Raw genomic sequence first — 22,821 nt, forward strand, 5'->3', positions numbered from 1 at the left:
CTCCTAGTAGAGTTCGGCGATCAGCAGTGCCGAGGCTCGGAAGGTGGTACTGGGTAACGTTGCGCCGATCAGCTTTACGGGTACCGCCTCCAGCTTGGGCATTGTTCCGGATGCATTGATGGTGTTTATCCGGTGGGGCTGCATTGCGCTACCATCGAGTAGTACCCTGATGCCCAGGCCGTCTATCGAGGTTTTCAGTGCGGTCGGGTCGAAATTCGCCACAGCGCCCCTGAGTGTCAGGGTCATGCGGGCGGTTTGGGGCGCACCCGGGCATGCGATTTGGTAGGGAATTGCCTGGCGGCGATATTGCGCGCCATCGATTTTACTGATCGCGATGTTGCCTTCGAAATGCACGTTGATAGGCCCGCCCTTGTCGCTGATGGTGCAGGGTGGGGGCGCTATGAGGGTGCCGGTAAATTGCAGGTTGTCTTCGCCAAAGCACTGCAGAGGCAGGGCAGCAACCGACAGTATTGCTAAAATACGATATGGATTTTTCATTGATAATCCACCGCCAAGGTTGCGCTGGTCTGGAACGCACCTGCGTTGACCTTACTGAATAGGCTGTATTTCACCAGCACGGCTTGCAACACCGGTTGCTTGCGGGGATCGAAGTCGAACCAATTGTTCAGCGTCAGCCGCGTGCCGTCTTTTATCAGGGCGATGCCGATGTCGTCATTGTTCCGTATTGCCAGCGCCTTGCTATCGAACCCCGTAACGCCTCCGACATACATGCGTAATCCATTGGTCGTCTCGCTGTCGCAGTTGAGAGAGTAATCCAGGGTGATGCTCTTGTAGACACCATCGATTTTTTCGGTCTGCACATCGCCAAACGACGCGGTAACGGGCTTGTTGTTGTTGATCACGCAAGGTTCGCTCACCAGAATTCCGGAGAAAAACAGGTTGTCTTCTGCTGCATGTGCCGCAGACAACCAGAGGCTGGTGCCGATGCAGGCGCTGAGGGTTATGGCCCACTTGTTCATAGATGCTCCTAGTAGAGTTCGGCGATCAGCAGTGCCGAGGCTCGGAAGGTGGTACTGGGTAACGTTGCGCCGATCAGCTTTACGGGTACCGCCTCCAGCTTGGGCATTGTTCCGGATGCATTGATGGTGTTTATCCGGTGGGGCTGCATTGCGCTACCATCGAGTAGTACCCTGATGCCCAGGCCGTCTATCGAGGTTTTCAGTGCGGTCGGGTCGAAATTCGCCACCGCGCCCATGAGTGTCAGGGTCATGCGGGCGGTTTGGGGCGCACCCGGGCATGCGATTTGGTAGGGAATTGCCTGGCGGCGATATTGCGCGCCATCGATTTTACTGATCGCGATGTTGCCTTCGAAATGCACGTTGATAGGCCCGCCCTTGTCGCTGATGGTGCAGGGTGGGGGCGCTATGAGGGTGCCGGTAAATTGCAGGTTGTCTTCGCCAAAGCACTGCAGAGGCAGGGCAGCAACCGACAGTATTGCCAAAATACGATATGGATTTTTCATTGATAATCCACCGCCAAGGTTGCGCTGGCCTGGAACGCACCTGCGTTGACTTTACTGAATAGGCTGTATTTCACCAGCACGGCTTGCAACACAGGTTGCTTGCGGGGATCGAAGTTGAACCAATTGTTCAGCGTCAGCCGCGTGCCGTCTTTTATCAGGGCGACGCCGATGTTGTCATTGTTCCGTATTGCCAGCGCCTTGCTATCGAACCAAGTAACGCCTCCGAGCACATACATCCGTAATTCATTGGTCGTCGCGTTCGTGCAGTTGAGCGAGTAATCCAGGGTGATGGTCTTGTAGGCGCCATCGATTTTTTCGATCTGCACATCGCCAAACGACGCGGTAATGGGTTTGTTGTTGTTGATCACACAAGGAATTGATGCAAAGACGGTACCTTTGATCGTCACCTGTTTTTCGGCGGCATTTATCAACGACGCACTGCCAAGCAGCATTGCCATAAGTACAGTACGTACGGCAGTCATTCCGGTCTCCTCAGTCATATTCCAGCTTCACATTGAGGCTGGCGCGGAAGGGGCCAGGGCGCAAAGGCGCCACAGTGCGTTCAGGGCGGATGTAATAGGTCAACTGATTATCTCCCGGTGAGACGAACCAGGCCGGTGCAGTTCGTCCCAGGTGTACGTCTTGGCCGTTGACGTTGAGTAGGCGCAGGCCGAACCCCTTGGCGCCAGCCACCTTAATCAATTCGGGGGTGTCAGCGTCGGCCACGGAGTTGAAGGTCAGCGAAGCCACCGGCTCGATCGCGCTCCAGACCAGGGTTCCATGCTGGTTATCACGTCGGCCGCCATCACTGCGCACACAGCCTTGCAACTTGAGTTGAAGGGCCACCGGAGTGCCTTGATCACCAACGTGCATCAGTCGGACAGTACTTATGTCGCCCAGGTACACGCTCTGATAGGTCGAGCTCGGGTCCAGATAACAGGCGCTCTCAAGCAAGGTCCCCGTCACCCGAAACTCAGCTGTCTGTGCTGAGTTATCAGCGGCTTGAGACAAGGTTGAAACACTTGCACAGCAGAGCAAGGCAACCAGGTAGCTACGGGTTCCAGGCATCATGATTTCCACCCAGGTGAATAGGTCATGGCTTGTGTGTCAGCGTTTGCTGACGATGGGGCTGGCGGTGCAGGTGGCTGCGGTACAACTGAACTGCAGTTGTGGGCGACCGCCATAGTCATTGACGTAGGTCAGCACCGGCTTGTCGCCCAATACCCCACTGTTCAAACCCAGGTCCAACTGACCCTTTGGAGCGATCATCAAGGGTTTGAAGTCAGCGGCGCTACTGGCTTTAAGATCGCGCGTGGCATCGATCACGGTGACGTAGTAGGGCGTCGGGTTGTTCACCAGATAGCGGTCATTTTGACGGGTCAGGGTTAGCTTTTCCTGCCATGGTGCTTCATTCGCACCCACCGTCGTGGCAATTGCGACTGGCCGATAGAACAGCTTCACCCGCGTCTGCAAGGCGATCTGCAAGGTGTTCGGTTTTTCACTGCGAGGTGGGATTTCCCGCAAGTTGAAATAGAACAGCGACTCGCGGTCCTGGGGCAGTTGACGTAATTCAGGCAACCCCTGGATCTTTAACTGACTGCTGCCGCCGGCCTCCAGACGCTGGATGGGAGGCAGTACCACCAGCGGGGTGGTGATCTTCTCTGCCTGTTCGTTTTCGATCCAGGCCTGGGCCAGGTAAGGCAGTTGGGGGTTCTGGTTGCTGATGCTCAAGCTGACCGATTTTTCGTTGCCGGTAAAAATTACTCGAGTACGGTCCAGTGACACGGCTGCCAGGCTGGTCTGCGCCGAGCATGCACCGATCAAGGCGAGCAGGGGGAGGGTGTTGCGCTTGAAATTGATCATCTTATAAGTACCTGTAGCAATGGATTAAGCGGCGGAGTTTTCCGCCTCGCTGACGGGCTGGCACAGCAGCTCCAGTTGTCGTTCAAGCGATACAACGCGGTCGGGCAGGGTGAAACTGCAGCGTGCGCTGCCATCCCAATGCAGGGACATGGTTTCGCCCGGCTTCATGCCGCTCAGGTAGGTCGATCCTTCTTCCCCGACAATGCCGGTGTCCTGGCCTCGGCTGTTCTGTGCGGTCGCGCCAAAGGGCGGTGCGCCACGGTTAGTCATGCGGATAATGACCATGGCCTTGTGGCCGGCGATGACATCGAAGCGGCGATAGCCAATCGCACCTTCGGTTAAGGTCGCCTGGGTGGTCGATTGGGTGGCTTCGACATCGTCGGCCAGGCTGTCCAGCACAATGCTGGCGTGGTTACGGTAGTAGCTGTTCACGTCGGTAATGACCGCCTTGCCGAACCGGTTGGTACGGGTTGTCCCGCCGTTACCACGTACCGGCACATCCGCCACGCCCTGGGTGTCGACCAGCAGCCGGGTGCCGCCCATCACGGTGTTGCGGTGCAGCGCTGCGCCTTCGCCGGTCAACGTGGCGCCGCCTTGTAGAGAGAGGCCGGCCGAGGTGTACTCACCGGTCTCGTAGCTGGCACTGGCAACCATCTGAGCCTGGTCGCCGTCGTGGGACAGGAAACCGCTGGCGGTTTCGCCTCTTGAGGACTTGCCGGCACTGAGCATGTAGTGGTTACGCTCATCGAGACGGTCGTAGTAACTCAAACTATGGGTGCTTTCACCGCGACTGACCGAGGAGGTGTAGCTGACCGAGCCGGTGGCGTCCCAGGGAACACTGACCGACAAGTAGGCGCCATCATCGGAGGTACCGCCGCCCTTGTTTTGGTAGGCCGTCAGCGACAAGCTGAGGTTTTTCAAACCACCCACATTGAAGTAGCGCGACAACGACAGGCTGTAGCGATCACTCGCCTGGCTATTCCAGTAGGTCTGGTGGTTGTAGTTGAAGTAAACGCTGACATCGGAATCACGAAACTGCTTGCTCACCGTTGCTGTGTAGAGTTCCTTGCTCTGGTTCAGTGGCCGGTCGCCACGCCGGGTTTCGATGAATTCGTTCATGCTCAGGTAGTCCTCTTCAGAGAAGCGATAGCCGGCGAAGGTGACTTGGCTGTCGTACTCATCGAAGCGCTTGGAATAGCTGGCACGGTAGGACTTGCCGCTCAGCGTTTCCTTGCCCGGCAGTGTGGCCCGCGACTGAGTGACGTCGAACGACAACGCGCCGAAGGCCATTAGGTCACGGCCCATGCCGATGGCCAGGGAGCCGTAGTCCTTCGCGCCGAGACCGCCGCCATACAATGACCAGCCATTGTTTATCCCCCAGGAAAACTCGCCGGTGGCAAAGGCTGGACCATCCAGCTGATGTTCCCAGTCAGAGGGTTTACCGGCGGCCAGCTTGTAACGCACCGTCCCTGGACGGGTCAGGTAGGGGATGCTGGCAGTATCCATCTGAAACTCCTGGACGCTGCCATCCTGCTCTTCAACGCGCACGTCAAGTCGACCGCTGACAGCGTCATTGAGATCCTGAATACGAAACTGGCCTGGGGGCACCTGGGTGTCGTAAAGCACCCGGCCCTGTTGCCGAATCACCACGCGGGCGTTGCTACGGGCCACGCCGCTGACTTCAGGCGCGTAACCCCTGAGGTTAGGTGGCAGCATGTTATCGTTGCTGTTCAGGCTGGCGCCGGTATAGCGAAAGCTGCCAAACAGGTTGGAGTCCAAGTAGTCTTCGCCAACGATCAAGTTCGAACGCAGGGACGGCATGGCCCGCAGCGCATAAAAGCGGCTCCAGGCAAATTGCTGTTGTGACGGCTGGTCAGCACTGCGTTGCACCTGGCTTTGCCATTCGCCGCGCAAGCGCCATGGGCCCAGGTTCAGGCCAGCAGTGCCGTTGCCACTGAGGGTGTCGCTGCGACCTTTGCTTCGCTTGCGCTCGGTGGTTTGGGCGTTGAGGTTGTAGTCGAATAGCAGCCCGGTAATGCCATCGTCCCAGCGTGAGGGCGGATCCCAGTTTGCCGCAGTGTATTCCAAGTGTTCCTGCGGGATACTCACATACAAACCGGAAGTACCCAGGTCGCCACGCGCCAGCATGCCAGGAACACTGGCGAGATCCAGGCAGGCACCCGCGTGCCACCACGTCAGGGCATTCATGATCTGTTCTTTTAAACCCATCTCATTGACCAGTTCCGGCGAAAGACAGGCCAGACTACTTTTTGGATCGTTATCCTCAGGAAGATAGGTGACCGGGAATTCCGTCAATGTGTCGCGGTTCACATGTACCATCAGGCTGTATTGGCCGGGCATGATGAAGTTTGCCGAAGCAAACACCCCAAGATCGAGGTTCTCGCGATCTTTGAGGTCCAGTACATCGGTATTGAATTGGAATTCTTCGGCCGCACCTGCCCACGCTGCAATACAGCATAATGCAGTGGTCGCCAGTATTTTATGGTGATCCACGTGACTAAATCCTTGAGCGACAGTTTAGAAGTGCTGAATGCTCAGCTTGATCGTGGCGTGATAATTGCCAGCTTCTAGCGCTTGCCCGATACCCACTAGTGTCAGCGAATAATTGAGCATTAATGTGTCCGCGGACAGTGAGCCGTGCTCAAGTAACATGCCGGGAGAGATCAACGTTCCTTGCGTATTTTTTATCTGCAATGCAATGCCTTTAGCCGCGCCCTGAAGACTAAAGTGTTTACCTTCGCCCGCGCCTTCAAATGTTAATTTGAATTGCTGCGACGAGGGGGGGGCACTGCGCGAGTTAGAAGTGACGCAATCGGTGATGTAGATGTTCAAAGGTTGTTGAGGTGATGTGTTGCCATGCACTAATTCATTAAGTACTGTGGGTTTAAAATCAATCGTCTGGCTTTCATTGCCCACGCGGATGGTGCACGCACTGTCGACAATGCTTCCTGCCAGTTGCACACGGCCCTCGAGTGCAGAGTTAACCATTGGCTCAATAGCACAGACAGGCTGGCCGAAGGTATACAGAAGCAGAGGTATTAACAGCACGACGGGTGACCGAATCATCTAAACCTCCGCAAGCTTCCCCGGAGCACGTGTGTGCACATGCTCCGGGGCACCTCAGTGACGTTGCGTGTTACTGATAGCTGAGGGTGAAGTTGGCGAAAGTTTCGAAGTTACCTGGAGTGACAACGGCTGCTGTACCTTCTCCAGCCGCCACGTCACCCTGCAAGTAGGCGTTGAAGAGCAGGTAGCTATCGCCATCAGACAGCGTCTGTGCGGCCGACTCGGTGCCGAGCTTGAGCAATTCACCGTTGTAGTCGGCAATAGCCAGGCTGGCGCCTGCGGCGCTACCTTTGAGTTGCAGCAGATCAGGGTTGGCCGCCGGCGAACCGGTGAACTTCGCACTGGCAGACTTCAAAGTGTCCAATTCACAGCCGAGTAGTTGGATCTTGAATGGTGTCAACGGGGATTTGCCACCGTTCTTCAGGGCGACGTTGGCAATCTGATCCATTTCGACGGTCTGGTACTGCGACTCTTGAGAGATAGAGCAAGGCGCATCAATAATCGAACCTTTGAAGGTGACGACTCCGTGACCCTTATCTGCGGCAACACTCACAGCCGAAGTTGCTGCCAGGGTCATTGCAATTACTGCGCTGGCCAACGTACTGACTTTCATTTAAAACTCCTAGATTGAAGTTGATGTCCTGGAAGTGGACTCAATAGAACTCTAAGCTCTGGTATCTGTGTACCGTTGAGCTGGAGCAAGTCTAGAAGTGGAGCGGGTAGAAGTGAGTAGGACGTTGCCGACATGGCCATCGGAAATTTCCTACATTGCGTTTCGCCTCATCAGGGTGTCAGTGCGTTGCGCTTGGCAAACTCAGCCAAATCGACCAGTGAAGTAGCCCCCAGTTTTTGCAGCAGGCGGGTTTTGTAGGTGCTGACAGTTTTGTTACTGAGAAAAAGTTTTTCACCAATCTGTTTGTTGGTGAAACCCTGGGCCAGATACTGCAATACGGTTACTTCTCGCGCAGTCAGCGATTGAATCTGAGCATGCTCAGTCAGTTGCTCCGAAGCGTTGACGCTGTCAGAGGCGAGGGTGGGAAAGAAGTTATAGCCGGCCTCGACAGCTTTAATAGCGCTGATCAAACTACCGAGATCTTCTTCTTTGCTGATAAAACCACGCGCGCCTAGCTGAATACAGCGGCGACAAACCGCGTCGGCTGGTTGTGAGGTGAGTATGAGTATCTCGCTGCGAACATTGAGGGCTTTGATACGGGAAATAACGGTAAACCCGTCGAGTTTTGGAATGCCGATATCAAGGATGACCACTTGAGGTGTCAGTTCGCGAACGAGCTGAACAGCATCAATGCCATTGTCTGCTTCACCCACCACACGCATGCCGTGCTTTTCAAGCAGAACCTTGACGGCAAGCCGAATCACCGGATGATCGTCAACTATTAGAACGCTATGCATAGTGTCTTTAACCTGAGGGCGCGTTTATCACGGAGCGGTACAGCCTGGCTGTAAAAGTTCAACATCATTAGCCAGGCAGGGCCGTGTCGTAAATTCTGGTGGTTTATCTTAGGAAAATTCTTCTTGTTTGTGGGAAATATCTTATGGGGGTGTAGGGGGAAGGCCTTTCACACTGCTCTCCCTTTTTTGGCGTGTAGGCTTGTGATGCAAGATTTGACTGTTCTTGTCCTGGAGGACGAACCCTTCCAGCGCCTTGTCACCGTGACCGCGCTGGAAAAAATTCTACCCCATAGGATTCTACAAGCGGCGGATGGCCATGAAGCGATTGCGATCATGGCCACCTGTAGCGTTGTCGATATTGTTCTGTGTGATCTGCGAATGGCAGGTATGGATGGCCTGGCTTTCCTGCGTTATGCCAGCAGCTGTGGCAAAGTCCGTTCGGTGGTGCTGTGCAGTGAGCTGGAACCATTGCTGCGTCAGGCCACTGTAGCGATGATTCACTGCCTTGGCCTGACCTATCTCGGTGATCTGGGCAAACCCTTCAACCTGGCGGGGTTCCGTCAGTTGGTCAAGCGCTACCACACACACCGCAACGCCGCACCCAGAGCATTGTCGTGCGCAGAACTGCCGACCCTGGGCGACGTACAGCAAGGGCTGGACAACGGTGAATTCGAGGCGTATTACCAGCCTAAAGTCACCCTGGACGGACAACAGCTGGTAGGCGCAGAGGTGCTGGCGCGCTGGACGCATCCACAATGGGGAGTGCTGTCGCCTGCACATTTTTTACCGCTGATGGAGCAACACAATCTGATCGACAGAATGTTCTGGAGCTTGTTCGAGCAGGGTTTAGCCCTGCACCAACGACTGGCAGCAAAAGGGCGGGAGATCAATCTGGCGTTCAACTTGCATCCTGCGCAACTGGCCTGTAATAGACTTACCGAACGTATCCCGGCGTTGCTGAAACGCTCGCAGGTACCGCCTGCAAATGTGATGTTCGAGATTACTGAATCCGGGATGATCGGTGCGCCGGCCATAAGCCTTGAAAATCTGTTACGCCTGCGAATCCTCGGTTGTGGTCTGGCCATGGATGATTTTGGTGCTGGCTACTCCTCGCTGGATCGACTCAGTGAGTTGCCCTTTAGCCAGATTAAGCTCGATCGGGCATTCGTGCATAAAATGCAATATCAGCCCAGAAGCGCCGCGATTATCAGTTGTACGGTGGCCTTGGCGCGGGCACTGGAAATCTCGCTGGTCATCGAAGGCGTGGAAACCGTTGAGCAACAATCTCGCCTGATTGAATTGGGTGGCACCCTTGCCCAAGGCTTTCTTTTTGCCCGACCGATGCCTGAGAGTCATTTTTTCGACTTCTGCATGGGGCAGACGGTCGGCAGCGCAGGACCGGTGCCGATCATCGAACGATCCTGACGGCTTTGGACTATCATTGCGCCAGCTATGACGGTTCTCCAGCACCATGGGTGTTCCTGGATAAACAACGTCAACATTGGTTCCCGTCCCTCCAGACACTTTAGGTCTCTGATCTCGCATGTATTTACGCTCTTTCGGACTGTCCCTTTGCGTGCTGCTGGGCTGCGCCTCGGTAGAGGCAGCATCATTACCTTTGGCCCCCCAGGTGCTGTCCAGTCAGTTGAGGATCGATCGTCACGATATGGCGTCGATTTCTGCTGACGACTGGAATTGGCTGCGACACAAGGGCGAACTCAAGGTTGGCGTATCCTTCGGTGAGTCAGCTCCGTTCTCAGTCAATGCCGAAGATAACCAGTACGAAGGCATCAGTGCCGATGCGACCGCACTGGTTGCACAGCTATTGGGCCTTAAGGTGAAGGTCATTTCCTTTGCCAGCGATGAGGACGCCGAGAAGGCACTGCAAGCGGGCAGCATCGATGTAATGAGCAGTCATGGCAGCTTTGTGCCGCGCCAAAATCTGCTTTTCAGCCATCCTTATGCCCGGGACCGACTGGCACTGTTTAAGCGTAATGCCGAACCGCGGAATTCGCCTGCCGATCTCGCCGGTTTACGGGTAGCGATTACCGGCGAGCACAGTGCCGAGTTGAAACAACGTTACCCGCGAGCCAACTTGCGGGTCTATGCCGACCATGACAAGGCAATTGCCGCTGCCGCCTTCGGTCAAGCCGACGTTTACCTGGACGATCTGTACAGCGCCTACTATCGGATCAATCGCTCGTATTATGGCTATGTGCGTTTTGAGCGTTTCGCGGACTTAGCTGTCAGCGGTTACAGTTATGCGTTGCGTGCTGACAACACACGTATGCAGCGGCTTATCAACGTCGCCATCGAATCTATCGGCGACGATCAGCTGCGTAATCTGGCCAAGCGCTGGGTCGGGAACAGTTTCATCCCCAGTGAAGAACCCATCGACCTCACCGTAGAGCAGTTGCGCTGGATTGAACGCCATCCCGTTGCGCGGCTGGTGATCAATGACGACTTGGCCCCAGGAGCATATTTCGACTCGAGCGGCGTTTTTTCCGGTGGGATCGCCGACTTACTGGAAGTGATCACCCTGAGTACCGGCCTGCATTTCGAGGTGGTTTCGCGCAGTGGCGGTTTCCCGCAGCTTATCGAAGCCCTTCACAAGGGCGAGGCGGATCTAGCGTTGATGACCGCAAGTTCTGAGCGCGAAGAGTACTTGCGCTTTTCCAGGCCGCTGATTGCCAGTCCTTTTGTACTGCTCAGCAACATTGAACAGCAAGGCAACCTGGGGGGGCTGGTCGACAAACGTTTGGCCGTTCCCACAGGGCATGTGGCCATACAAGAGTTGCGCAAGCGCTATCCCGAAGCGGTAGTGGAGCAGGCGGGTGGTTCGGTGGATTCAATGAACCTGCTTTATGAAGGCAAGGTGGATGCCGCCATGGTATCGCTACCCGCAGCGCGTTATTACATCGAGCGGTTATTTCGCGACAAGTTGGTGATTAATCAAGTGCTCGATGTCGGACCTGCCACCGTCAACTTTGCGATGCGTCGCAGCGATGTTGAACTTCAATCAATCGTGGACAAGGTTTTGCAAAGCATTGCGCCGGATGAGCTCAATGCAATTTCCAACCGCTGGCGTTCTCCGCCAGGAATGAGCGGCCAAACCTGGGTTAATTACGAGCGGCTGATCCATGAAATTGTTGCTGGCGCCGCATTGTTGTTATTGCTGTCGTTGTTCTGGGTGATTTACTTGCGCCGGCAGATCAAGGCGCGGCTTGAGGCCGAGCGCAAGCTCAACGATCAATTGCAGTTTGTCGAGACGCTGACAGACTGCATGCCGCCGCCCCTATATGTGCGTGATATCAATGGGCGCATGCTGTCTTGCAACCGCGCTTACCTCAAAAGCGTCGGCCTGAGTGCCGAGCAGGTACTGAACCAAACAGTACAGCAGTTACCCCAGGAAAAATTCGCGAGCCTCCCGGATTTCCACCGTATCTACCTGCAGGCAATGCGCGACGGCAAGACGATCGAGTCGGTGCATGCCGTACAGTTACAGGGCAAGGAAGTGTGGATCAACCATTGGATTCAGCCTTTCCAGGATTCGAAGGGCGTGATCAAGGGGGTTATCTGTGGTTGGCTGGACATCACAGAGCATCGCCAGATGATGCAGCAGTTACAGGAGGCGAAGAATCTTGCAGACGATGCCAGTCGTGCCAAGACCAGCTTTCTGGCCACCATGAGTCATGAAATCCGTACACCAATGAATGCGGTGATCGGTATTCTCGAGCTTGCGCTCAAGCTCGCCGATAGCAAACCCATCGACCGTGCCAGTATCGAAATCGCGCATACCTCGGCAAAAAGCTTGCTGGAGCTGATCGGCGATATTCTCGACATAGCGCGTATAGAGTCCGGGCGCCTGAGCTTGTCGCCTAAGCGAGGTAATCTGCGCGAGCTGGTCGAGTCGGTGGCCAGGGTGTTCGACGGTTTGGCCCGGCAGAAGCGCTTGAACCTGATTCTTGATATCGACTCGAGTATTAATTGTGATGTATTGGTTGATGCCCTGCGTTTCAAGCAGATCCTTTCCAATTTGGTCAGCAATGCAATCAAGTTCACTGACGAGGGTTCGATCAAGGTCAGTATTTCCGGCGTGTTGGTCAATGCCAGCCTGCTCAATATCAACCTTACTGTCGAAGATACGGGTGTAGGCATCGGCCCGACCGATCAGCAACGCTTGTTCCGACCTTTTGTCCAGGCGCAGCGAAATGTACAGGACACTGAAGGCACGGGCCTGGGCTTGGTGATTTGCCGCTCCCTGTGCGAAATGATGGGGGGGACGGTGACGCTGACCAGCGCGCTGGGCCGTGGTACCCGGATTGATGTCGAAATGCGCCTGCAAGTGCTTGATCGCATTGACGTTCGGCAGGCACCAGAATTGATCGTGGCCCGGCCTCGGTATCAGTTGCAGATAATGGTGGTGGATGATCACGGGGTCAATCGCCAGGTATTGCATCAACAGTTGAGTTTTCTTGGCCATGAAGTCTGCGAAGCGGAAAATGGTCAAATGGCGTTCGAGCGCTGGAGCGAGCATCCTTTCGATATCATTATCACTGACTGCCACATGCCGGTGATGACTGGCGCCGATCTCACACGGGCGATTCGGCAAACCGAACGTGATAGGGGTCTGGAAGCTACGGTGATCATCGGGTTGACTGCGGACGCTCAGCCAGAGGAGATTGACCTGTGCATCCAGGCCGGTATGAACGATTGCCTGATAAAGCCGCTCGGCCTGGACGAGTTGGACGCTCGTCTACTGGAGCTTCAACCAGGGGCCGAGTCGGATACTCCACAGTTGGCGCATTCTCGGGCAGAGCCGTTGATTTTGGCGCCAGGAGAAATACAGGTGGTCGATCTGGGCCCGCTGGAGCTTTTGATCAGCGGTGAGCCGGTGAAGTTTCGCCATATCCTTGACGAGCTGATCAAGAATAATCGCAAGGACTGTCAGGTATTGAGCGCTTTGTTGCACGTGGGGGACACCGAAAGTCTGAACCAACTTGCGCATCGAATCAAAGGTGCCGCACGTGTGGTCCATGGTGACCAGTTGGTTGATCGTTGCCGTCACCTGGAGGTGGTGTGTCTGGATTCAAAGAGATCGCCTGAGCAACTCCAGCATGCGGTGGCGGAGGTTGAAGCAGCCATAGTTATCCTGGAAAAAGCGCTGTTGCACAGCTGATGGGAAACTGTAATTGCCAGTGTTTACCGATGCAGTCGGGTCAGGTTTTAGCACATGAACGAGTAATTCGCCCGCACTCGCTTATTCAATCGGGACCGAGGCGGCACTCCGGCCGTACTGTTCGAAAACCGAGGCATTCTACGACCTAAATCTTGGCCGATATTCGTCGGTTGTGAGTTGACTGGTGAGCGGGGGGAGGTTGGGACGTCTTTTCGGGCGGACTCATACCCTGTTGATCCTGTGGAAATGACACTGCCAGCTTGATGATCGTTCATCCATTGGCTTTGGGTAGAATCCAATAGCCTTGCTTAGGATTACCCCTTTTTCCTCTCTTGAAATACCCCAAAAACAAGTCCAGAATTGAGTCTTTTCCTGCTTCGGAAAGAAAACAAATCCCTTATATTTCAATGGGTCGGATGCCAGATGCGAGTCTCGTTTCCCGCTCCATATTCAACGAAAACGCCGATCAGAAATGATCGGCGTTTTTGTTTGTGCTGAATTTGGCCAGATACGGTTTTGCCGCGTTCAAACGGCCGCATGGGCTTGCGGCCTTGGCATAAAAAATCGGGCAAACAGTTCGGACTGCGATTTGATATTGAGCTTGCTGTAGAGGTTGCGGCGGTGAACTTTGATGGTTTCAGTCGACAGCGCCAGCTTCCCGGCGATTTCCTTGTTGGAAAAACCGCTGAGCAGCAACTTCAGCACGTCTTTCTCGCGTGCTGTTATTTGTGTGCCCAACTGGGTCAGCACCTCAGTCCATGGGGCCGGTTCGGCGATGTTCTTTTGTGGGTCAATTTCAAAGCACATGCGTTGATGCATCATTGCCGTCACCCACGGCTTGATCATGTCCAGTAGCGTGACTTGCGCCTGGGTGAAGCGCACGTTACTGCCAAACGACATGCACAAGGTTCTGTCGGCATCGAGTTGCACGTTGTACTGCGCCTCATCGACCGAGATGTATTGCGCGAAATATTGCTGGTAGTACTCGGTTTCAAGAAAGTGTTCCGGCGCAATATCGAGCAGATGGAAGAACCCGCTCTGCGGGTTTTCCCGATTAGCGATATAAAACGGGTCCAGCAGGTAAAGACCTTTCACATACCGATGAATAAAGGCATCCACTTCTTCGCTGTCCGCCACCTCCGGCAGGCTGATCACCCGCACGGCGTGATCGCTGAAAACCAGCACAACCCAGTTGTCTATCTGCACATATTCATTCAATACGCGAATCAATGAGCTCCAGAACTCTGGTCGATCAAGCTGCATGATCAGTTTGCCAACCGATCGGTGCCAAGCCAGGTTGTGAAGGTCAAGCGACATGTTCTACCCCTTTAGGGTTAGGGATTTGCAGGCCGGAGCTAAGTACTTGTAGGTATTTACTATTCGACAACGCCCGGTATATTCACCCCGAGCTTACGATAGCCATGAAGGCGCTTCGGGTAACAGGGATAGTCATATGAGTCGATCACACTTGCGAGCTATTTTTTTAGCCTCGCTGCTTGGCGCCGCCATCAGCACGCCGGCCAGCGCCGCGCAATCTTCGGTGTATCTGTATAACTGGTTCGGGTTTCTCGAGCCGCAAACCCCGAAGGAGTTCCAGCAGGAAAGCGGCATCAAGCTGCATATGGATGCCTTCGACAGCGCCGAAACCATGCAGAGCAAAGTCATGGCCGGGCGCACCGGTTATGACCTGGTCGTGGCTACTTCCAATGTGCTGCCCGGCCTGATCAAGGCGGGGGTGTTGCAAGAGCTGGACCGCTCGCAACTGAGTAATCTGTCGCATATCGATCCCGATATCCTGTCTCTGTTGGCGGTCAATGACCCTGGTAATCGCTACGCCGTACCCTACGTCTGGGGCACCACCGGCATTGGCTACGATGTGGACAAGGTCAAGGCCGCCCTGGGTGATAACGCCCCGGTGGACAGCTGGGATCTGATCTTCAAAGAAGAAAATATCAGCAAGCTCAAGGCCTGTGGCGTGGCCATGCTCGACTCGCCCAGCGAAATCATTTCGATCGCCTTGCACTACCTGGGGCTGCCCAGCAACAGTACCAACCCTGAGGATTACCAGAAGGCCCAGGCCCTGCTGCTGAAAATCCGTCCCTACGTGCTCTATTTCGATTCCTCGCGAATCGACACCGATTTGGCTGACGGCAATATTTGCGCAGTTGTAGGCTGGGCCAATGGTGCGCTGGCTGCGCAGGCGATCAATGAAAAATCCAACAGCGGACGCAAGATTGCCTACAGCCTGCCTCGAGAAGGCGCATTGGTCTGGTCTGAAAACTGGGTACTGCTCAAAGACGCTCGGCACCCCAAGGCTGCGCTGGAGTTCATTAATTACATGCTGCGCCCCCCGGTGATTGCCAAGACTTCCAACTACATGCTCTATCCCAACGCCAATAAAGATGCCACGCAGTTCGTCGAGCAGAAGTTGCGCGATAACCCGTGGATTTATCCCGATAAAAAGACCATGGCCACGCTGGTTCCGCTTGAGCCGTTGCCGTTGAAGGCGGAGCGTATTCGTACCCGGGTCTGGACCAAGGTCAAGAGCGGTACGTGAGTGTAGGCCTATTGGGCGTTTGACCCAGGGGCCGGGGAGGGCAACAGCATGCGCCAAGGCGGTGATCAGTGCTATTTGGAGTCAGACGACTACAAAGCGTACAAAGAGATTGAAGAGCAGATCGGCCTCTGCACGCCGGAACAAGCCTGGGCCATGTATTACGTCTCGACGGGCATGGTGCGAGAAAACATCACCCTGGCGGTGATGGAGCACATCGGCAGGGGGAATCGCGCATTGTTGCTTGAATTCCCCGACCTGGTACGGGTCAGGGGGCGAGACTATGAGCCCGGAGCACTCGCGTCCAACTGGCCTTTGTTGCGCAGGCATCGTGGATAACGCCCTGCGCAGCGCCTATGCAAAGCAAAGCTTGATCGCAGGATATCCATGTAAGGCATATTGCACTGGCTACGGCGCTGGGGCTCGTTGGTCGTCTCATAGCCAGCCAGGTGGATAAGGGTGGGCTCGATAGAAGCGACGTAGGGCGAGCACGTCTCGCTCGACGGTTTTTTTTACCCAAGCCTGATAAGCCGCTTGCACTGTCATTTCGCCAGCCGGCCAGGACCGACAATCGATAATCGCCGAGGCCGCCTGCATGCCGGATATCAATGCCTTGATCACGCCGTGAGAGGCGCACGGGTCCAGCGTCGCAGCGGCGTCACCGACTAGAAAATAACCGCTCCCGGCTGTCGTGCGGCACAGTCGCCACGAGACATCTGCTCCGCGAATCCGGCCGATCATCCTCAGTGGCTCCAATGCCTTGGGTATCAGGCGGTGCGGCACGTCTTGAGCAAACGCCAGTTGGGTCCAGTGCAGGCAGGTTGGGCTGATACGGGCAATCTAGTGCCAGCCGTCTGAGTGGGCAAACAGCCCGAGTTTTTCATCCGGCAGGTTGCTGTCTTCGCAGTAGCCGTAACGTGCGACCAACCGCGGTGAAAAACGGCGCAAGGGTATTTTCAATTGGCGTTGCAGCCAGGCGTGATGCCCAGTGGCATCTACTACAAATTGCCCGGTCCATTGTGCTGCTTGCGCCTGGACGCCTTGAACACGACCTTGCTCCAGCAATACCCGGCTCGGATGTCTGAGATGAACGATCTGCACGCCCAGATTGCGTGCCTGTTCAAGTAATTGCTGGTCGAGTAACGCTCGCGGAATCTGGAAGCCCCTCCATTGCTCGTCGCCACTTGCGCTGAATGCCTGGAAACGAGGCGGGCCATCCCAGTGAACCCAATGGCCCGTGTGGCGGTGGCAGTTCTGGGGGGGGATCCCCAGTTGGCGCAGCAGCGGCTCAACGCCAGGGTGCAGTGTTTCTCCCGGCCGGTGTCTGGGAAAACTGGTCTTCTCCAGCAGGACTACCCGTAGCCCTCGCTGTGCGCAGTGGATTGCTGCAGCGCAGCCAGCCGGGCCGCCGCCGACAACAACGACGTCAAAGTGACTCATCGAGGTGTCGCCAGGGCTCCCCGTCCCGGCGGATAAGCAGCGCGTCCTGGCTCATATACAGTTCGATCTCTTGCTCTATTTCCACATGACGAAGTTTGAAGTCATGCGCTGGGGTGCTGATCGCGCCGTGTTTGTAAAGCCTGTAGTACGCCACCTCGCCTTCCAGTCGCAAACCGGCCTCTTGCTGTGCGACGTCGAAAGCTTCGTCCGGTAATTGCACCTGAAAAAACGACAGCAGCGGCCAGCGTTTTCGTTGCTCGCTGTCTGAGCCCGCACCGACTGCTTGATAGGCGCGGCGCATGCCCAGGACACGCTGATGGTACTGCCTGGTGCTGGTCTGCCCGGTCGCGGCCAGTGAGATCCGGCCATCCAGCGCGGCCTGGGTGTAGTCGCCGTATTCATAAGCCTGGTATTGAACCAGCGTGCGCCCCTCCAGTTCGATCAGTGAGGGGCCGCTACGCCCATCCCAGGCAGGCTGGTCTAGCAGGCCGATTTCGTTGTCAGTCAGCGGGATGACCGTAGCAGAGACATTGCGTGGTTCGAACGTACGGGTTGAATCAGGCGCCACCCCTGGCCAGTACGAACCCAGCGCAGCACAGATGCGTGCATCTTCCGTGAACGGGCTGGCTAACTGATAGCCACACAGCATATTGGTGAATGGGGCATCTACCAAACCACGGCCGACTTCCCAGCCAGGCCCGAAGACGCCGCTGGCGAAATCCGGCAGGCAGGATTGTCGCTGGGCATAGGCCGCCGGATGTCCGGGGCTTGGAGTCGTGGACGTTTGGGGGTGTGAGACGATCGCAGTGGCGCCGCGGTCTTCAGCGGAAAAATAACCGCCCCTGAGCGATTGATTGATGAAAAACCGCACATCGGACAGTGGGTTGACTCGCGTGTGCCATACCTGCGGACAGGGTGGGGTAGGACAAGGAAAAACCTGCGGGTCGCTGGACCATTGCTTGAGTTCCCGTTGTCCACACAACGGGTAAAAATCCGGTGCTCCGATAATCGAATAGGCGGCGATGCTCTGCAGTTCCAGTGCTGGACAGAGTGCGCGCACCCAGCCATCGGCCATTGCGTCCTGATAGTGTAAGGCTCGGTAGCCTCCGGCCTTGACGATGGCATCGACATCCTCACGTTGATTCAGGTCTTCAATCGAGCCGTCGTCACGCACATGATGGCGCCCATGCACCAGGCCGCCGGTGCCTGGGGGCATCATGAAGGACAACGGTCGACCTTGGTAGTGAGCCAGCTGCACCAGCCGCTCCTTGGCGTTGGGCACCAGCAAGCCTGGTGCAAAGCCATCGATATCCGCCCAATGACATAACCCCTCGGTAATGACGAACGGTGCGTTGAGAATGTCAGGCTCTTGCCAACCGGTATTGCGAAAGCGTCTGTGGATTTGACCGATCTTTTCATTGACCTGGTGATTGACCAACTGAACGCTCAGGTCCATACCCGCCACGCACTCATCGCCATCGAATACCTTATGCAAGGGCACCCAGAACTCAAGATCATGGTCGATGGATTGAGCATTCATCGGGCCGAACCGCTCGGGCTGACCCACATGCCGTGCCGCTATGAACGCGCCGTAGCGCGCCGGGATAACGCGCATTTGATTGGGCTGGTCCTCGACAAAGGGCAAAAAGCCCCTGCGTTGCGGGTCATACAGCGCTGGCGCCGTACCGACCCGGGCGATTCCGGTGCGGGAAAAGCACAGGTCGGCCTGGCGCCCATGCACGGTCTCGGGGCAGGGGCGGTATTCATAGGCAAACACGGCAATCGCCAGCTCTGCATCACCGGCGGCCAGCCGCAAAACCTCCATGCTGGGAGGATTGGCACCGTAGACATAATTAAGGATGTGTTCGGTTTCAGCAGGGGTAGGGAAGGCTGTGAGTGCACTGCCGTTGATTCCGAGGTTCACATTCGGCGAGGCGAATGCATGAAACAGCAGGCTGGCGGCCGGGTGCCCAGGCTCGACGCCACGTACGCCATCGGCCGAAAAGTCCTCAAAGCCGGGCTGGGTACGATCGATGAGCAGGGGTTTGGCGAGTTCATCGCGCAGGGTTGTCGAGGTTATGTCCAAGCCATGGTGCAGCAACAGATCACGCCAGCCGGTGGGAGCCAGGCGTGTGCAGGCGCGTTCGACAGCATTGATCAGCGACATCCCGAGTGCTCCGACAGGTTCAGAGGCCAGGGTACGTTAAAGGGGGCGGCGCGGTAACTGACCGAACGGCTAGGTAAGCGGGAAAGGAGCCGTTGCACCGGGCCATCACGCGTTCAGCGCCTATCCATCGCTTTCATAGCCTGCGCCAGCCGTTGTGTTGCGTGATGGATCTCATCCCTGTCCAGGGAGGCAAAGCCCAGGCGCAGTGCGTTTTCCGCTTGGTCGCTGGGTGAAAACTGACGACCGCTGCGTACCACCAGCCCATGCTCCAAGGCGGTGTGCACCAAGCGATCCACGTCCAGGCTATCCTCGAAACGCACCCAGAGCGCCAAGCCACCTTCGGGCTCGCGTATCTGTATGCGCTCACCGAATGCCTGGTCCAGGCAGTCGCGCAGCACGGTGCGGCGCGCCCTGTATTCCTTCGAAACGCGGCGCAGGTGTTTTTTCAACTCACCGTGATTGATCAAGTCCGCCAGCATGGTCTGTGCGACCGCATCGGCATCGCCCAGCATCAGTGCGGCATTGCGCTGCAGGGCTTCAATCACTTGCGTGGGGGCCACGATGTAACTGCAACGAAACGTCGAGCCCAGCACCTTGGATAACGAGCCGATATAGATCACATGGCGCTGGCCGCGGTCACTGGCCAGCGGCAGGTAAGGGCGGCCGCTGAAGTGATATTCGTGGTCGTAGTCTTCTTCGATCACGCAAAAGTCATGTTGCGCGGCCAATGCCAGCAAGTGTTGTCGACGTGCGGCATGCAGGCTCACGGTGGTGGGAAATTGGTGGTGGGGCGTGAGGTAGATCAGGCGCACCGTGTGCTCGCGGCATAAGCGCTCGACCTGGTCGGTGCGGCAACCTTCATCGTCGATGTCGACCGTGACCAACTGCGCGCCGAGCTTGCGGAAAATTTCCCACGCCGGCGGGTAGCTCAAACGCTCCACCAGTACCACGTCGCCAGGCTTGATCAGCAGGCTGGCGCTCAGGTACAGGGACATCTGCGTGCCTTGGGTCAGGCAAATATTTTCGGCAGTCACTGTCAGCCCGCGGTTATTGCGCAGCATCTCGGCCAGGGCGCAGCGCAACTGATAGCCGGTGCCCTCACTGCCGTAGCGCACCGTGTTGGAGGCGAAGCTGTTACGCAGCGCATGGCGATAGTAGCGATGCAACACGGCCTGGGGCAGCAAGCGGTGGTCGCTGGTGCCATTGTCGAAGAACAGCGCACTGTGCCGATGCTGAAGCGCGACCACCTGGGCGTTATGGGTGAAATACGGTACCAGCTGCTGGTCCAGCAGCAGTGGGGCGAAAGACGGTTGCACCGCACAGGGCAAGGGCTTTGGCGCCAGTTGCGCATTGACGAATGTGCCGCGGCGCGGCTCGCTGATCAGCCAGCCTTTGGTCATCGCTTCTTCATAGGCCAGGATCACCGTCTTGCGGTTGACGTCGAGCATTTGTGCCATTTCCCGTGTGCCCGGCAGCAACGTCCCAGGCGGCAGGCGCCCTTCGACAATCGCGGTGACCAAGCCTTCGGCAATCTTGCGATAGGACGCCTGGCGGGTGTCGTCGTCAAGCTTGAGCAGGGGGCGCCATTTACGCAACTGGACCATCTGAAGTATCCAAAACTGGAGGTTTTAATGGTCCTAGTCTAGCGTAACAATCCAGGCCTCACTTACCCCGAGGTCTTTATGAACACACGCCATGTCATTGAACTGTCTCCCTCGGGAAAAACTTTTGAGACCGGCGACGAACTGTTGCTCGACGCCATGCTTGCCAGCGGCCTGGCCGTGCCGTTCTCGTGCCGCCGCGGCGCGTGCGGCTCCTGCAAGGTGGTGGTCGCCGCAGGTGAGTACCGGGCCAAGCGCCTGGCGCCGGATGCGCCGGCGCCGTGTTACCCCCTGGCCGCCAATGAAATGTTGCTTTGCCAGAGCCATGCCTGCACCGACATGCGCCTGGAGATTCCCGGCTGGTCCCTGGACACACCTGCGTTGGTCGTTGGCGCTCAGGTTATTGGCAAGCGCGCGCTCGGGCCTGATGTCATTGAGTTGATGCTCAAGCCCGATACACCGTTGAAGGTGCGAGCTGGCCAATACCTCAAGTTCCACCTGGCAGACGGCGACACGCGTTGCTTCTCGGTTGCCAACCTGCCAACAGAGGACGAGGGGCGTTTGGTCTTCCAGATTCGTCGGGTGCGCGGCGGGTACTTTTCCGAGGGCGTACTGGATGGCTTGGCCGTGGGCGCGCGGATGCAATTGGAAGGACCGTTTGGCGCCTGCACCTGGCAGGACGATGACGCAGCGCCCGTCGTGCTGTTTGCCACGGGTACCGGTTACGCGGGCATCAAGCCGATCCTGTTGACCGCGCTCAAACGCAATGTCGAGGTGACGTTGTATTGGGGCGGCGCGCAGTCAACCGACTTTTATGACGGCGCCTTTCTGGATGAATCGATGCTTGAGCACCCCCGTTTTCGCTGGCATTCGGTGCGATCATCCGAGGGGCGGGTGCAGGAGGTTGCATTGAGCCACGGGCATCATTGGGAGGCGACCCAGGTCTATGCGTGTGGTAACGGCCCCATGCTTAGCCAGGTGCGTGCCCATTGCGTCGAGGCGGGGTTGCCGAGCCATCGGTTTGTCGCGGAGGCGTTTGTCGCCAGTGGCCGGTCAAGCGCGCAAGCGGTGTCGCTGTCGTTCGACCCGATCTGGGAAAAAGTCGGCCCGCGCTATTCCCTGGACGGGATGTTGGCGGCGCGAGAAAAATCCATACGCGCCCTGGCGGCCATCGCCAGCCGGTTGACGGTCGGCATGACCACCAGCGAAGCCCTCGAGATGGCCGCCCAGCAACTCACGGCCATGGGCGCCTCGCACACCTGGCACCCGACTTACATTCGCTTTGGCCCCGACACCATCCGGCCCTCCCGCGAAGGTGTTGATCGTCAGCGCAAACTGCGCGCCAGCGATATCGTCGTGGTCGACCTGGGGCCGGTATGGGACGGCTATGAAGGCGACTACGGCGACACGTTCATCTTCGGTGAGTTGCCGCTGCATCTGGCGTGCAGGACTGCGTTGCATGAGGTGTTCGATGAGACCCGCCAAGCGTGGCTGCGTGGGCTGACCGGGCGCGAGCTCTACGACTTCGCCGAACAGAGCGCCGTGTCGAAAGGCTGGAGGCTGGCACGCAATCTGGCGGGGCATCGCCTTGCGGATTTCCCCCATGCCTTGTTCGAAAGCAAGGAGTTGGCTGACCTGGAGATCCCACCGAGCGAAATGGCCTGGGTGCTGGAGATCCAGTTGTGCCATCCCACTGAGCCAGTGGGTGGGTTCTTTGAAGACATGCTGATGTTGCAAGCCTGAAGAGCCTGCCATTGCTGCCGAGAATTGTGCTTGTCGCGATAGCCCTGCCAACCGAGATCAACCCAGCACTGCCGATCCCCTGTGGGAGTTGTCGAGCTTCAGCGAGGCTGCGAAAGCGGTGGTTCAGGCGATGAAAATGTTGCCTGTGCCGCCGCCATCGCAGCCTCGCCGGGGCTCGACAGCTCCCACATTTGGGCGGTGTTGTTGTCAGGAGTTGTGCTTGGCGCGATGGTGCTGCCAAACGAGATCAACCCAGCACTGCCGATCCCCTGTGGGAGTTGTCGAGCTTCAGCG

The 22,821-nt window shown here is 56.9% G+C and carries 20 protein-coding genes; 5 read left to right on the forward strand and 15 right to left on the reverse strand.

The genetic code is table 11. The features are described from left to right. Positions 1 to 3: 3 nt before the first annotated feature. From E4P00_RS15995 to E4P00_RS16040, 10 genes are all read right to left on the reverse strand, one after another. The gene (locus tag E4P00_RS15995; RefSeq protein ID WP_248132088.1) at positions 4 to 498 is read right to left on the reverse strand and encodes a fimbrial protein; all 495 of its coding nucleotides are present in this window, start codon (positions 496 to 498) and stop codon (positions 4 to 6) included. After that, positions 495 to 980, reverse strand: coding sequence for a fimbrial protein (locus tag E4P00_RS16000; protein ID WP_248132090.1), 486 nt, complete (start codon positions 978 to 980; stop codon positions 495 to 497). Before E4P00_RS16000 ends, E4P00_RS15995 begins: the two co-directional genes overlap by 4 nt. 8 nt (positions 981 to 988) lie before the next feature. Beyond that, entirely contained in the window at positions 989 to 1,483 is a 495-nt protein-coding gene (locus E4P00_RS16005; protein WP_248132092.1) for a fimbrial protein, read from the reverse strand. Continuing rightward, positions 1,480 to 1,965 carry a fimbrial protein gene (locus tag E4P00_RS16010; protein ID WP_248132094.1) on the reverse strand — a complete coding sequence of 162 codons (486 nt, stop codon included), beginning with the start codon at positions 1,963 to 1,965 and terminating at the stop codon, positions 1,480 to 1,482. Before E4P00_RS16010 ends, E4P00_RS16005 begins: the two co-directional genes overlap by 4 nt. A gap of 10 nt (positions 1,966 to 1,975) precedes the next feature. Further along, positions 1,976 to 2,551: a fimbrial protein gene (locus E4P00_RS16015; RefSeq protein WP_248132096.1), complete on the reverse strand. Its 576-nt coding sequence runs from the start codon at positions 2,549 to 2,551 to the stop codon at positions 1,976 to 1,978. 39 nt (positions 2,552 to 2,590) lie between these two features. Continuing rightward, complete coding sequence (locus E4P00_RS16020) at positions 2,591 to 3,346, reverse strand: fimbria/pilus periplasmic chaperone (protein WP_248132098.1); 756 nt, start codon at positions 3,344 to 3,346, stop codon at positions 2,591 to 2,593. A gap of 24 nt (positions 3,347 to 3,370) precedes the next feature. Then, entirely contained in the window at positions 3,371 to 5,860 is a 2,490-nt protein-coding gene (locus E4P00_RS16025) for an outer membrane usher protein (protein WP_248132100.1), read from the reverse strand. 24 nt (positions 5,861 to 5,884) lie between these two features. After that, a complete protein-coding gene (locus E4P00_RS16030) occupies positions 5,885 to 6,433 on the reverse strand; it encodes a hypothetical protein (RefSeq protein ID WP_248132102.1) in 549 nt (182 codons plus the stop codon). A gap of 70 nt (positions 6,434 to 6,503) precedes the next feature. Continuing rightward, positions 6,504 to 7,046 carry a fimbrial protein gene (locus E4P00_RS16035; RefSeq protein ID WP_248132104.1) on the reverse strand — a complete coding sequence of 181 codons (543 nt, stop codon included), beginning with the start codon at positions 7,044 to 7,046 and terminating at the stop codon, positions 6,504 to 6,506. 170 nt (positions 7,047 to 7,216) lie between these two features. Beyond that, on the reverse strand, positions 7,217 to 7,843 hold the full coding sequence (locus E4P00_RS16040; protein ID WP_248132106.1) for a response regulator transcription factor: 627 nt from the start codon (positions 7,841 to 7,843) through the stop codon (positions 7,217 to 7,219). A 204-nt stretch (positions 7,844 to 8,047) separates the two neighbouring features. Between E4P00_RS16040 and E4P00_RS16045 the strand changes: the two genes are divergently transcribed. Together E4P00_RS16045 and E4P00_RS16050 are read left to right on the forward strand one after the other, a co-directional pair. Then, positions 8,048 to 9,268, forward strand: a complete 1,221-nt coding sequence (locus E4P00_RS16045) for an EAL domain-containing response regulator (protein ID WP_248132108.1) — start codon at positions 8,048 to 8,050, stop codon at positions 9,266 to 9,268. Positions 9,269 to 9,386: 118 nt separating this feature from the next. Continuing rightward, the gene (locus E4P00_RS16050) at positions 9,387 to 13,022 is read left to right on the forward strand and encodes a transporter substrate-binding domain-containing protein (RefSeq protein ID WP_348984611.1); all 3,636 of its coding nucleotides are present in this window, start codon (positions 9,387 to 9,389) and stop codon (positions 13,020 to 13,022) included. Positions 13,023 to 13,547: 525 nt separating this feature from the next. Here E4P00_RS16050 and E4P00_RS16055 read toward each other — a convergent pair. Next, positions 13,548 to 14,339, reverse strand: coding sequence for a helix-turn-helix transcriptional regulator (locus E4P00_RS16055; RefSeq protein WP_216090970.1), 792 nt, complete (start codon positions 14,337 to 14,339; stop codon positions 13,548 to 13,550). 136 nt (positions 14,340 to 14,475) lie between these two features. Between E4P00_RS16055 and E4P00_RS16060 the strand changes: the two genes are divergently transcribed. Both E4P00_RS16060 and E4P00_RS16065 read left to right on the forward strand, forming a co-directional pair. After that, a complete protein-coding gene (locus E4P00_RS16060) occupies positions 14,476 to 15,579 on the forward strand; it encodes a polyamine ABC transporter substrate-binding protein (protein WP_078820751.1) in 1,104 nt (367 codons plus the stop codon). Between the two features lie 48 nt (positions 15,580 to 15,627). Further along, a complete protein-coding gene (locus E4P00_RS16065) occupies positions 15,628 to 15,915 on the forward strand; it encodes a hypothetical protein (protein WP_005786654.1) in 288 nt (95 codons plus the stop codon). A gap of 501 nt (positions 15,916 to 16,416) precedes the next feature. On the opposite strand, the gene E4P00_RS16070 is transcribed toward E4P00_RS16065, so the two are convergent. The 3 genes from E4P00_RS16070 to E4P00_RS16080 all read right to left on the reverse strand — a co-directional run bounded on the left by E4P00_RS16070 (position 16,417) and on the right by E4P00_RS16080 (position 20,787). Further along, positions 16,417 to 17,016 carry an FAD-dependent oxidoreductase gene (locus E4P00_RS16070; protein WP_248132112.1) on the reverse strand — a complete coding sequence of 200 codons (600 nt, stop codon included), beginning with the start codon at positions 17,014 to 17,016 and terminating at the stop codon, positions 16,417 to 16,419. Further along, on the reverse strand, positions 17,003 to 19,183 hold the full coding sequence (locus tag E4P00_RS16075) for a hypothetical protein (RefSeq protein WP_248132114.1): 2,181 nt from the start codon (positions 19,181 to 19,183) through the stop codon (positions 17,003 to 17,005). The genes E4P00_RS16070 and E4P00_RS16075 overlap by 14 nt, the downstream gene beginning before the upstream one ends. Before the next feature lie 113 nt (positions 19,184 to 19,296). Next, the gene (locus tag E4P00_RS16080) at positions 19,297 to 20,787 is read right to left on the reverse strand and encodes a PLP-dependent aminotransferase family protein (RefSeq protein WP_248132116.1); all 1,491 of its coding nucleotides are present in this window, start codon (positions 20,785 to 20,787) and stop codon (positions 19,297 to 19,299) included. Positions 20,788 to 20,865: 78 nt separating this feature from the next. Here E4P00_RS16080 and E4P00_RS16085 point away from each other — a divergent pair, with 78 nt between their 5' ends. Next, positions 20,866 to 22,527, forward strand: a complete 1,662-nt coding sequence (locus tag E4P00_RS16085; protein ID WP_248132119.1) for a M24 family metallopeptidase — start codon at positions 20,866 to 20,868, stop codon at positions 22,525 to 22,527. Positions 22,528 to 22,625: 98 nt separating this feature from the next. On the opposite strand, the gene E4P00_RS16090 is transcribed toward E4P00_RS16085, so the two are convergent. Further along, positions 22,626 to 22,821 (reverse strand): hypothetical protein (locus E4P00_RS16090; protein WP_248132121.1); only part of this gene is annotated, 196 nt, incomplete at its 5' end.

The organism is Pseudomonas sp. B329 (assembly GCF_023127835.1).
GTDB lineage: Bacteria > Pseudomonadota > Gammaproteobacteria > Pseudomonadales > Pseudomonadaceae > Aquipseudomonas > Aquipseudomonas synxantha_A.

Bases quoted from the DNA above. Each gene is read 5' to 3' on its own strand.
- E4P00_RS15995 (WP_248132088.1), bottom strand. From the start codon at position 498: ATGAAAAATCCATATCGTATTTTAGCAATACTGTCGGTTGCTGCCCTG.
- E4P00_RS16000 (WP_248132090.1), bottom strand. From the start codon at position 980: ATGAACAAGTGGGCCATAACCCTCAGCGCCTGCATCGGCACCAGCCTC.
- E4P00_RS16005 (WP_248132092.1), bottom strand. From the start codon at position 1,483: ATGAAAAATCCATATCGTATTTTGGCAATACTGTCGGTTGCTGCCCTG.
- E4P00_RS16010 (WP_248132094.1), bottom strand. From the start codon at position 1,965: ATGACTGCCGTACGTACTGTACTTATGGCAATGCTGCTTGGCAGTGCG.
- E4P00_RS16015 (WP_248132096.1), bottom strand. From the start codon at position 2,551: ATGCCTGGAACCCGTAGCTACCTGGTTGCCTTGCTCTGCTGTGCAAGT.
- E4P00_RS16020 (WP_248132098.1), bottom strand. From the start codon at position 3,346: ATGATCAATTTCAAGCGCAACACCCTCCCCCTGCTCGCCTTGATCGGT.
- E4P00_RS16030 (WP_248132102.1), bottom strand. From the start codon at position 6,433: ATGATTCGGTCACCCGTCGTGCTGTTAATACCTCTGCTTCTGTATACC.
- E4P00_RS16035 (WP_248132104.1), bottom strand. From the start codon at position 7,046: ATGAAAGTCAGTACGTTGGCCAGCGCAGTAATTGCAATGACCCTGGCA.
- E4P00_RS16040 (WP_248132106.1), bottom strand. From the start codon at position 7,843: ATGCATAGCGTTCTAATAGTTGACGATCATCCGGTGATTCGGCTTGCC.
- E4P00_RS16045 (WP_248132108.1), top strand. From the start codon at position 8,048: ATGCAAGATTTGACTGTTCTTGTCCTGGAGGACGAACCCTTCCAGCGC.
- E4P00_RS16050 (WP_348984611.1), top strand. From the start codon at position 9,387: ATGTATTTACGCTCTTTCGGACTGTCCCTTTGCGTGCTGCTGGGCTGC.
- E4P00_RS16055 (WP_216090970.1), bottom strand. From the start codon at position 14,339: ATGTCGCTTGACCTTCACAACCTGGCTTGGCACCGATCGGTTGGCAAA.
- E4P00_RS16060 (WP_078820751.1), top strand. From the start codon at position 14,476: ATGAGTCGATCACACTTGCGAGCTATTTTTTTAGCCTCGCTGCTTGGC.
- E4P00_RS16065 (WP_005786654.1), top strand. From the start codon at position 15,628: ATGCGCCAAGGCGGTGATCAGTGCTATTTGGAGTCAGACGACTACAAA.
- E4P00_RS16070 (WP_248132112.1), bottom strand. From the start codon at position 17,016: ATGAGTCACTTTGACGTCGTTGTTGTCGGCGGCGGCCCGGCTGGCTGC.
- E4P00_RS16075 (WP_248132114.1), bottom strand. From the start codon at position 19,183: ATGTCGCTGATCAATGCTGTCGAACGCGCCTGCACACGCCTGGCTCCC.
- E4P00_RS16080 (WP_248132116.1), bottom strand. From the start codon at position 20,787: ATGGTCCAGTTGCGTAAATGGCGCCCCCTGCTCAAGCTTGACGACGAC.
- E4P00_RS16085 (WP_248132119.1), top strand. From the start codon at position 20,866: ATGAACACACGCCATGTCATTGAACTGTCTCCCTCGGGAAAAACTTTT.